Raw genomic sequence first — 10,181 nt, forward strand, 5'->3', positions numbered from 1 at the left:
CGGCGGCGCCGCGGCGCTCTTCGCGCCCGACCTCGTCGGACGGAACGCGGCGTTCGGCGAGCTGCGGGCCGCCTGGGAGGCCGCCCGCGGCGGCGCCCCGGGCGTGGCCCTCGTCTCCGGCGAGGAAGGGAGCGGCAAGACACGCCTGGTGGAGGAGTTCCTCCGTTGGGTGGAGCACGCCGGGCACGAGCGGATCGTCCTCCGCGCCCGGGGATACGAGTCCGAACGGGACGCCGCATGGTCCGCCGCGCGCGACCTCCTCGCACCGCTGCGCGATGCGCCCGGCCTGGGCGGCGCATCGGAGCGGGCGCTGGCGGAGCTCGCCGCCCTGGTTCCCGGCGTGCGTGAGCGCTTCCGCTCCCTCCCGGAAGCCTCGGGCGACGGGCGCGCGCTGCGCGAAGCCGTCCTGCAGGTGATCGGGAGCGTCGCCGAGGAGGCGCCGGTTCTCCTCGTCCTGGAGGACCTGCCGGCCGCGGACGCGGAGAGCCAGCGGCTCGCCCTCTCCCTGGCCCGCCACCTTCCGGGCGCCGGGGTCCTCCTGGTGGTCACCGCGCGCGTGGGCGATCCCGCCTGGGGAGCCGGGGATCCGGGAGACCTCCCCGGGCTGCGCCGCATCCGCCTCGCGCCGCTCACGGCCGACGAGATGGACGCGCTGCTCGCCTCCATGCTGGAGCTTCCTGCGGCCGAGCGGCGGGGCCTGGCGGAGAAGCTCCACGCCGAGAGCGGGGGGAACCCGCGCTACGCGATCGAGCTGGCCTCGGCGCTGGTGGAGGAAGGCTACATCGTGTCCGGCTCCGACGAGCGGTGGCGGGCACCCGACGCGCTGAGCGGCGCCTCCCTCCCCCTCCCGGCGAGCGTCCGCGAGGTGGTTGCGCGGCGGCTCGGCCGGCTCAGCCCCACGGCGCGCGACGTGCTCGGAGCGTCGGCCGTGCTCGGAGAGCGCTTCAGCCTCGAGCAGCTGCAGGAGGCGGGCGGGTTCTCGCCGGAGGCGCTCTCGGCGGCGCTGGACGAGATCGTCGTCCGCCGGCTCGTCCGCGAGGTCCCGGACAGGGTGGGCCAGTACGCGTTCGCCCACTCCCTCATCCGGCGGGTCGCGTACGACCGCCTCCTCCCCGCCCGGCGCGAGGCGCTGCTCCGTACGAGCAGGGCCTCGCCCGAGCCCTGGCTCCGCCGCGTGTGGAGGACGCCCGACGCGGTGTTCCTGGACGCGGGCGCCGAGGGCGAGTGGCTTGTCTCCCGGATCCGCCTGGTCGCGACCGTCCTCCTCCTCGTTCCCCCGGTCCTCAACCTGCTGGTGGAGCGGACCGGCTCCTACGTCGCGGGGTTCGCGGTCAGCGCCGTGGGGGTGCTCGTCGCGGCGGCGATCCACCTGCTCCTGCGGCGCGAAGGGTACCGGCCGTGGCTCGGCTTCGTGAGCAGCGCCGTCGACGTGTCGCTGGTCAGCGCGGGCCTCCTCGGCTTCGCCCTGGTCGGGGACGTGTCGATGTCCGCCAACAGCCGCTGGGTCTTCCACGTGTACTACCTGGCCGTCACCGGGGCGAGCCTGCGCTACGATCCGCGGATCTGCTTCACGACCGGAGCGGTCGCGGTGCTGCAGTACGGGGCGATCGCCGGCTACGCGGCGAGCCGGTGGAACGCGGAGGCGGTGGGGGAGCCGTTCGACTGGGTCACCCAGGTGGCCCGCCTGATCCTCCTGTCCCTGACGGCGCTGCTGGCGTGGCAGATCGTGCGCCGGGCGCAGCGGCTGCGGCTGCTCGCCTTCCGGGACCGCGTCACCGGCCTGGTGAACCGCGCCTTCTTCGACACCCGGGCCGCCGCCGAGATCGACCGGGCGCGGCGGCACGGCTTTCCCGCGGCCGTCGCGCTCCTGGACGTGGACCAGTTCCGGCATCTCACGGAGCGCTTCGGCCGCTCCGCCGGGGACGACGTGCTGCGCGCGCTGGCCGCCACGCTGCGGAGCCGTGTCCGCGAGGGCGACCTGGTCGCCCGGCAGGGCGAGGACGAGTTCGTGCTGCTCATGCCGGAGGCCGACCGGGAGGCGGCCCTGGAGCAGGTGAGCGCCATCCAGGAGCAGAGCCGCCGGACTCCGCTGCGGCTGCGCGACCACACCGAGGTGGGCCGGATCACCCTGAGCGCGGGCGTCGCCGCGTTCCCGGAGGACGGGAACGACCTCGAAGAGCTGCTGCACGCGGCGGATGGACGCCTGCGCGCCGCCAAGCTGCGCGGACGGGAGGGGCGCGCGCCGGTTCCGCACGGATAACCCTACCAGGAGAGCGGCATGACGGGACCCACCTACCCCGCCGCCCGGGCCGTGTCGGCGGCGGTGCGGGCGCACTTCGCCGAATGCCTGGCCGCGGCGCGGGACCGCGGCGAGCGGGAGGTCGGCCCCGAGCCGGACGAGGCGACCATCGAGCAGATCACCAGCGCGGCGTTCTGGGCGAGCCTGCGCCGCGAGGAGGGCCGCTCCCCCAAGATCTCGCTCGCCTACCTCCCCCCGGAGCGCGCGGGCGAGCCGCTCACGTTCGGCCGGCGCTTTCCGCTCGAGCCGGGGATCCTCACCCGGCTGGCGCCCGCGGTCGAGCGTCCGGGGATCCACATCGGCGTGTGGCACGACGGTGGCGAGCTGTGCGTGTGGGGAACCACCCGGGCCGTGCCGCCCTCCTGCCTGGTGCTGGAGGTCGTGGAGCCCGGGCTGCTGGTGATCAAGCGCCGGCGCGGACCGGAGGGCGGCAAGTACGCCAACGTCGCGGTGCTGCACGGCGACCAGGTGAAGGTGGTGGACGAGGACGGCGGCGACCTGCCCCGGAGCGCGCCGCTCATCGCCTCGCTGCTCGGCTTCGGGTCGCCCCGCTCCTGGACGGATCCGGTGAACGTGGTGGTCCAGCTCGCCGTCTCCATGCGGGCGCACGGGCACGGGGGGTCGCTCCTGGTCGTGCCGGAGGGATCCCGGACGTGGCACGAGTCCATCCTCCCCCCGGTCCCGTACCCGGTCACGCCTCCCTTCTCCGAGCTCGCCCGGCTCCTGCGGCGCGAGTCCGAGGAGCAGCGCCGTCCGCTGTGGCGCGAGTCGATCCGCAGCGCGGTGGCCGCGGTCGCGGGGCTGACCGCGGTGGACGGCGCCACGGTCATCACCGACTCCTACCAGCTCCTCGCCTTCGGGGCCAAGATCGGGCGGCCGGCGGCCAGCGCGCCGGTGGAGCGGGTGGTGGTCGTGGAGCCGGTGCAGGGCGCCCGCGCCGAGGTCGTCGACGCGGCCCAGCTCGGCGGTACGCGGCACCTTTCCGCGGCGCAGTTCGTCCACGACCAGCGGGACGCCCTCGCGCTGGTCGCCTCGCAGGACGGCCGCTTCACCGTGTTCGCCTGGCTGCCGGGGGAGGAGATGGTGCACGCGCACCGCGTCGAGGCCCTGCTCCTGTAGGGGGAGTCGGCCGTCGGCGCCCCGTTCCCGGGTGGATCTCCGGGCCGGGTGTGGATCGTGCGGGCCGCTGGAGCGTACACCCGGGTGGGCGGGCGGGGCGGGGGAGCACCTTCGAATCCGGGAGAGGAAGGGGACGATGCAGCGAGCGAAGCGGCTGTGTGCCGTGGCAGCGGGGCTCCTGGCGGCGGGCTCGATGGGCCAGGTGGCCGCGGAGGGGCGGGCGCAGCAGGCGGGCGACCGGTCGTACCGCGTGGTCACCGTGGCCGAGGGGCTGGAGCACCCGTGGGGGATGGCGTTCCTCCCGGGCGGCGACGTCCTGGTGACCGAGCGGCCCGGCCGGCTGCGCGTCGTCCGCGGCGGCGTCCTGGCGCCGGAGCCCATCGCGGGGGTGCCGCAGGTCCGCGCGAGGGAGCAGGGCGGGCTGATGGACGTCGCCCTCCACCCCGACTTCGCGCGCAACCGGCTCGTGTACCTGAGCTACTCCAAGCCCGGGCCGCGGGGCGCCACCACCGCCGTCGCGCGCGGGCGGCTGGAGGGGAACCGGCTCACCGGGGTGCAGGAGATCCTGGAGGCGAAAGCCTGGAGCACCGGGGGCGACCACTTCGGCTCGCGCCTGGTCTTCGACGGACGCGGGCACCTGTTCGTCTCCGTGGGCGAGCGCGGGCGGATGCGGAACGCGCAGGACCTGGGCACCCACGCGGGGAAGATCCTGCGCCTGCACGACGACGGCCGGGTCCCCGCCGACAACCCCTTCGTCGGCTGCCCGGGCGCGCTCCCGGAGATCTACGCGTACGGGGTCCGCAACCCGCAGGGGATGGCTCTCCACCCGGCCACCGGGGAGCTCTGGGAGACGGAGCACGGGCCGCGCGGCGGCGACGAGCTCAACCGGATCCGGCCCGGGGCCAACTACGGCTGGCCGCTCGTCACCCACGGGATCGACTACAGCGGCCGGAAGGTCAGCGAGCGGACGGAGCAGCCGGGCGTGGCGGCGCCCCTGCACGCGTGGGTGCCCTCCATCGGCACCTCCGGGCTGGCGATCTACGACGGGGACCGCTTCCCGGGGTGGAAGGGGGACTTCTTCGTCGGCGGGCTGGCGGGCCGGCACCTGGCGCGGGTGCGGCTGGACGGTGCGCGCGTGGTGGAGCAGGAGAAGCTGCTGGGCGGGCGCGGCCATCGGATCCGCGACGTGCGGGTGGGACCGGACGGCTTCCTCTACGTTCTGGTGGATGCCGCGAAGGCGCCGGTGCTGCGGCTCGAGCCGGTCCGCTGAACCGGCGGCTCCCGCGGCGGCGGCGCACGGGTTACCTTTCGGCCGCCGCGCGCCGCACCGGGCGCGCCCGAACCGTGCGATCCACCCCGGCTGCCGGATCCCCAGTGCTGAACACACCCGTCGGACGCCTGCGCGCCGTCGCCCTCGTCGAGGGCGCATCGTTCCTCCTGCTCCTCGGCGTCGCAATGCCGCTCAAGTACCTCGCCGGCATGCCGGCCGCCGTGAAGGTGGTCGGCTGGGCGCACGGCGTGCTCTTCATGCTCTTCGCGCTCGCCCTGGCCGAGGTGGTGCTCACGCGGAGCCTGCCATGGAGCCGCATCGTGGCCGCGGCCGTCGCGTCGGTGGTCCCCTTCGGCCCCTTCGTGCTGGACAGGCACCTGCGCCGGGACGAGCAGCTCGCCCCACGCCGCGCGTGACCGTGCCGCGGCTGTCCTGATCCGGGCGGTCCGGTGCACGGCGGGGAGCGGGTTCCGGGCCGCGCCCCTTGCACTACCGCACCGCACGGCGCAACGTAGACACGGCTGCGCAGCGGCTCGCAGCCTCGGTCCCCGCTGTGAGCGACCCAAATGGCTTCCACGGAATCCCAGCCGTTCTCCTCCGTCCCGGAAGTCCGGGCGTCCGCCGCGCTTCCCGGAGACCTGGGCGCCGAGGCGGCGGCGGCGCTGCACACGGAGATGGAGCGCATCCCCCTCCGCACCGGCGACCCGGTCTTCGCCGGCCCGCACGGGGACGCCGCCCTGTACCTGGTGCTGGAGGGGCGACTGCACGCGGTGGAGCCCGACCCCGGCGGGGCGGAAGCGCTCGTCCGCGTCCTGCAGGCCGGCGAGGCGCTGGACGAGATGCAGCTGCTCGCCGGGAGCGCCCGTCCCGTCGTGGTCCGGGCGGAGGGCGACACCGTGGTGGGGCGGGTCCCGGGCGAGCGGGTGGACCACCTCGCGGCCACCCACCCCCCGATCGCGGCCGCCCTCCGGCGGCTCCACCTGCGCCAGCTGCTCTGCCGGCTGCACACCGTGTTCGGCACCTTCGACCGGGGACTGCTGGACGACGTGGAAGCCACCGCCGACTGGGTGCACCTCCCGCGCGGGCGGCTCCTCTTCGAGCAGAACACCCCGGCAGACGACGGCCTGTACTGCATCGTCAGCGGACGCGTGCAGACGGTCCGCGTGGAGCGCGACGGCACCACCCGCGTCCTCTCCGAGTCCGGGCGCGGCGAGGTGGCGGGCGAGCTGGCCTTCTTCGGGATCCCCACCCGCGACGAGCGCGTGCAGGCGGTGCGCGACAGCGTGCTGGTCGGCTTCACCAGCGACGAGTTCGACCGCCTGGCGGCGCGCCAGCCCCAGCTCCTCCGGCGCGTCACCCGCGGGCTGGTGGAGCGCCTGCACCGCGGCGCGCGCGTAGGCCCCGGCCGCGTGGTGAACGTCGCCGTCCTCCCCGCCAGCTCCGGCGCCCCGGTGCGCGAGTTCTGCAACCGGCTCGTCACCGCGCTCGGCGCGCACGGGTCCGTCCTGCGCCTGGACGCGGCGGGGGTGGACGCGCGCATGGCCGAGGCCGGGATCTCGCAGGCGTGGGAGGGCTCCGCCGAGAGCCCCCGGCTCCTGGCGTGGCTGGAGGCGCAGGAGGCCGCGCACCGCTTCGTCGTCTACGAGGCGGAGCCCGGCCCCACCCCCTGGACGCGCCGCTGCATGCGCCAGGCGGACCGGGTGCTCCTGGTCGCCCGCGCGGAGGGCGATCCCCGCCCGGGCGAGGCCGAGCGCGCGCTGCTGGGGCTGGAGGGGCGCATCACGGACGCCCACGAGGTCCTGGTGCTCCTGCACCCCGAGGGGACCGTCCTCCCCACGGGTACGCGGCGATGGCTGGAGGGGCGCCGCGTGGACGAGCACCACCACCTGCGCTGGGGCGAGGAGGGCGGCTTCGCGCGGCTGGCGCGCGTCCTCGCCGGGACCGCGGTGGGGCTGGTGCTGGGAGGGGGAGGGGCGCGGGGGCTGGCGCACATCGGCGTGCTGCGGGCGCTCGGCGAGGCAGGCGTCCCCATCGACATGATCGGCGGCACCAGCATGGGCGGCGCCATCGCCGCGCAGCACGCCATGGGGTGGAGCCCGGAGCGGATCCACGAGGTCAACCACCGCGTCTGGGTGCAGATCCGGCCGCACACCCGCTACACCGTTCCCATCTTCTCGCTGATCGGGCAGAGAGGATCCGACGAGTGCGGGCGGATGCTGTACGGGGACACGGAGATCGAGGACCTGTGGCTCCCCTTCTACTGCGTCTCCAGCAACCTCACCACCGCCGAGAAGGTGGTGCACCGCACGGGCTCGCTGCGGCTCGCCTCCACCGCCAGCGGCTCCCTCCCCGGCGCCGCGATCCCGGTGCTGGACGACGGCTGCCTCCTGGTGGACGGCGCCGTCCTCGACAACCTGCCCACGGACGTCATGCGCGGGCTGGGCGCGGGGACGGTCCTCGCCTGCGAGGTCTCGGTGGAGGAGGATGCCACCTTCACCTGCGAGCGCGTCCCCTCGCCCTGGGAGGTGATCCGGGGGCGCTTCACCCGGGGCCGTCCGCAGGTGCGCTTCCCCTCGCTCATGGAGGTTGCCATGCGCGCCTCCATGCTGCACAGCATCTACCGCGAGCGCTCCGCGCTGGAAGCCGCCGACCTCTGCTTCCGCCCGCCCATCGACCGGTTCCGGCTGATGGACTTCCCCCGCATCGACGAGATCGTCGACGCCGGCTACGTCCACGCCTCCGAGGTCCTCCAGGAGCGGCGCGCCGGCGCCGCGCTCTCCGGCGTCTCCGTCCCGTAGCGCCACGGCCCGTCCCACCCTCCGCTCGCGTGCGCCCATGGACACCCGCTTCCGCAGGCTGGTCCGGCTCATCGAGAAGCGCGCCTCCTCCCTTCTGCCGCAGGGCGGTGAGGGGGGCTTCGCGCTCCGGCTCCCCGGCGGCCCCGCCGCCGTGTTCGGCGCGGGCGACCCCGCCGTTACCCTGGTCGTCCACGACCCGCGCGGGCTCGCCGCGCTCAGCACCCTGGACGCCACCGCCATCGGCGAGGCGTACCTCCGCGGGCTGCTGGACGTGGAGGGCGACCTGCGCCGGCTCCTGGCGCTGCGCGACCTCTTCACGGACCGGCACCCCCTGCGCTACGTGTACCGCTTCCTCCGGCCCCTTCTCTTCGGCCAGGTGGCGAGCGACCGGACGTGGATCGCGAAGCACTACGACGAGGACCCGGACTTCTACACCCTCTTCCTCGACCGGCGCCACCGCTGCTACTCGCAGGGCGTGTTCGCCCGCGACGACGAGCCGCTGGAGGACGCCATGACCCGCAAGCTCGACTTCGCGCTGGAGGCCGTCGGCGCCCGGCCGGGCGACCGCGTGCTGGACGTGGGGGGCGGTTGGGGCGCCTTCACCGAGCACGCCGGGCGGCGGGGGATCCGCGTCACCTCCCTGACCATCTCCGCCGCATCCGAGCGGTACATCCGGGCGCTCGTCGAGCGTGAGGGGCTCCCCTGCCGCGTGGTGCGGGAGCACCTCTTCGAGCACCGCCCGGCGGAGCGCTACGACGGGATCGTCAACCTGGGCGTCACCGAGCACCTCCCCGACTACCGCGCCACCCTGCGGGTTTACGAGCGCCTCCTGAAGCCGGGGGGGAAGGTGTGCCTGGACGCCAGCGCCACCCGCACCAAGCACGACGTTTCCGACTTCTTCGAGCGCTACATATTCCCCGGGAACGGATCACCGCTCTGCCTGCACGACTACCTCGCCGCGGTGGCGCGCTCCCCGTTCCGGCTCCGCGTGGTGCACGACGACACCCACAACTACCAGCTCACCACCCTGCACTGGGCGCAGAACCTGGACCGGCACCGGGAGGAGGTGGAGCGGCGCTGGGGGGCGGCGCAGTACAGGCGGTTCCAGGTGTACCTCTGGGGATGCGTGGACGGCTTCTCGCGCGACGTCATCCAGGCGTACCGGTGGGTGCTGCAGCTTCCATGATGCACCCGCCGGATCGGGGCCTTCTTCGCGCTGCAGGTCAGGTGCTTGACAGGGCAGGGAGGACGGGGCTTATTGAATGGGATGGCCCGCCTGGTGGCGAGAACCAGCGCCGTGCCGCCCACCGACACCGAAGAGGCCGTAACATGCGATACAGCGTCACGCGATCCGCCGCCGTCCTCCTCGCCGGGCTGACCATCGCCGCCCCCCTCTCTGCGCAGGAGGTCCCCGGCAGGCGCGGCGACTCGACCACGCGGATGGTGCTGCACGCCGTCGGCGGCGCGCTGGTGGGCGGCTGGATCGGCTACATGGCCTCGCAGGTCCAGTACAGCGACTGGGACCGGACCCACGACAACAACTTCGGGGCCACCCGCCTCCGGTACGCCAGCGTCGGCGGGGGCGCGGGCTCGCTGCTGGGGCTCCTGGTCGGCAGCCGCGGCGGGACCCGCGCGCCGATGACCGTGGCCGCGGCGCGACCCGCCCCGGTCGCCGGTGGCAACGAGCTCCTCCTCGAGGAGATCTCCGCTTCGCCCCACCCCAACGTGCTGGAGATGATCCGCGCCCTCCGGCCCCAGTGGCTGAACGTGCGGGGGACCCAGACGTTCCGCGAGAATCCCCGCGGACAGAGCTTCGGGGGTCCGGGTGACGGGCCCGGCGGCATCGTGATCACCGACCCCGGCACCGGGAAGATCAAGGTCTACTACGACGGTGCGCTCCTCGGCGAGGTCGAGACGCTCCGCGGCATTCCGGTCGCCAACGTGGAGTCGGTCCGCTTCCTCGACGCCGCCAGGGCCACCTACGCGTACGGCCAGGGTCACAGCCACGGGGTGATCGAGGTGCGGTCGCGCTGATCCGGCCCGCTCCTTCCGCCGTACGTCTCCCCCCGGCGCCGCGTGCGCCGGGGGATTTTCTTTGGGTACCGGCTTGTCTACAGCGTAAGTGCTGCCCTGATCGCCGGTTGCGGGCCCTGGGAGGCGGCGGGTGGCCCCCGGCTTGCAACCGTACGGACGTGTCACCGGCCGGGACGGCCCCGGCGCGGCCATCCGCACGAGGAGCCACCATGCGCGCGCGACGCCTCCGGAACCCCCTGCACGCGGTCGTCCTCGCGGGCGCGCTCACGGCGTGCGGCCGCGGGGACGCCGGGCGCGGAGAGCAGCCGCCCGCCTCGTCCGGGCCGGTCTACACCAGCGAAGTGGAGAGCGTCAGCCGGTGGATCCGCGGGAGCGGAGAGGGCGGCGACTCCGGCGCCCTGGTGGCGACCCGGAACCCCAGGGGAGACCGGGTGCTGGTCTATTCGCGGGCCGGCGACTCCGCCTCCGGCGGGGAGCGCGCCGCCTGGATGGTGGTGGACTCGCAGGTGGTCCCGCTGAACCGCGCCTCCCGGCGGGCGACTCCCGACCTCCCGGCCGACGGGGACGACGCCACCTGGCGGCGCATCGGGATCCGGCGCTCCGGCGGGGAGGCCGACCTCCGCGGCGTCGTCCCGGTGGACCCGCCCGCCCCCCGCGGGAC

8 protein-coding genes are annotated in these 10,181 nt (G+C 74.9%); all 8 read left to right on the forward strand.

From position 1 onward, the window contains the following. On the forward strand, window positions 1-2,260 hold a 2,260-nt coding region (locus VGR37_15555; GenBank protein HEV2148820.1), incomplete at its 5' end, for a diguanylate cyclase. Window positions 2,261-2,278: 18 nt separating this feature from the next. After that, window positions 2,279-3,418 (forward strand): hypothetical protein, encoded by a 1,140-nt coding sequence (locus tag VGR37_15560; protein ID HEV2148821.1) that lies wholly within the window; start codon window positions 2,279-2,281, stop codon window positions 3,416-3,418. 136 nt (window positions 3,419-3,554) lie between these two features. Then, the gene (locus tag VGR37_15565) at window positions 3,555-4,688 is read left to right on the forward strand and encodes a PQQ-dependent sugar dehydrogenase (GenBank protein HEV2148822.1); all 1,134 of its coding nucleotides are present in this window, start codon (window positions 3,555-3,557) and stop codon (window positions 4,686-4,688) included. A gap of 104 nt (window positions 4,689-4,792) precedes the next feature. Further along, the gene (locus VGR37_15570; protein ID HEV2148823.1) at window positions 4,793-5,104 is read left to right on the forward strand and encodes a DUF3817 domain-containing protein; all 312 of its coding nucleotides are present in this window, start codon (window positions 4,793-4,795) and stop codon (window positions 5,102-5,104) included. Between the two features lie 150 nt (window positions 5,105-5,254). Then, the gene (locus VGR37_15575; protein HEV2148824.1) at window positions 5,255-7,486 is read left to right on the forward strand and encodes a cyclic nucleotide-binding domain-containing protein; all 2,232 of its coding nucleotides are present in this window, start codon (window positions 5,255-5,257) and stop codon (window positions 7,484-7,486) included. Window positions 7,487-7,523: 37 nt separating this feature from the next. Further along, complete coding sequence (locus VGR37_15580) at window positions 7,524-8,672, forward strand: class I SAM-dependent methyltransferase (protein HEV2148825.1); 1,149 nt, start codon at window positions 7,524-7,526, stop codon at window positions 8,670-8,672. Window positions 8,673-8,815: 143 nt separating this feature from the next. Further along, on the forward strand, window positions 8,816-9,520 hold the full coding sequence (locus VGR37_15585; protein ID HEV2148826.1) for a hypothetical protein: 705 nt from the start codon (window positions 8,816-8,818) through the stop codon (window positions 9,518-9,520). Between the two features lie 209 nt (window positions 9,521-9,729). Next, window positions 9,730-10,181: hypothetical protein (locus tag VGR37_15590; GenBank protein HEV2148827.1), on the forward strand; the 452-nt coding region annotated here is incomplete at its 3' end.

The organism is Longimicrobiaceae bacterium, from assembly GCA_035936415.1.
In the GTDB taxonomy this organism is placed as follows: Bacteria; Gemmatimonadota; Gemmatimonadetes; order Longimicrobiales; family Longimicrobiaceae; genus JAFAYN01.

Excerpts from the sequence above, each read along its gene's own strand:
- VGR37_15560 (HEV2148821.1), top strand. The coding sequence starts at position 2,279 with ATGACGGGACCCACCTACCCCGCCGCCCGGGCCGTGTCGGCGGCGGTG.
- VGR37_15565 (HEV2148822.1), top strand. The coding sequence starts at position 3,555 with ATGCAGCGAGCGAAGCGGCTGTGTGCCGTGGCAGCGGGGCTCCTGGCG.
- VGR37_15575 (HEV2148824.1), top strand. The coding sequence starts at position 5,255 with ATGGCTTCCACGGAATCCCAGCCGTTCTCCTCCGTCCCGGAAGTCCGG.
- VGR37_15580 (HEV2148825.1), top strand. The coding sequence starts at position 7,524 with ATGGACACCCGCTTCCGCAGGCTGGTCCGGCTCATCGAGAAGCGCGCC.
- VGR37_15585 (HEV2148826.1), top strand. The coding sequence starts at position 8,816 with ATGCGATACAGCGTCACGCGATCCGCCGCCGTCCTCCTCGCCGGGCTG.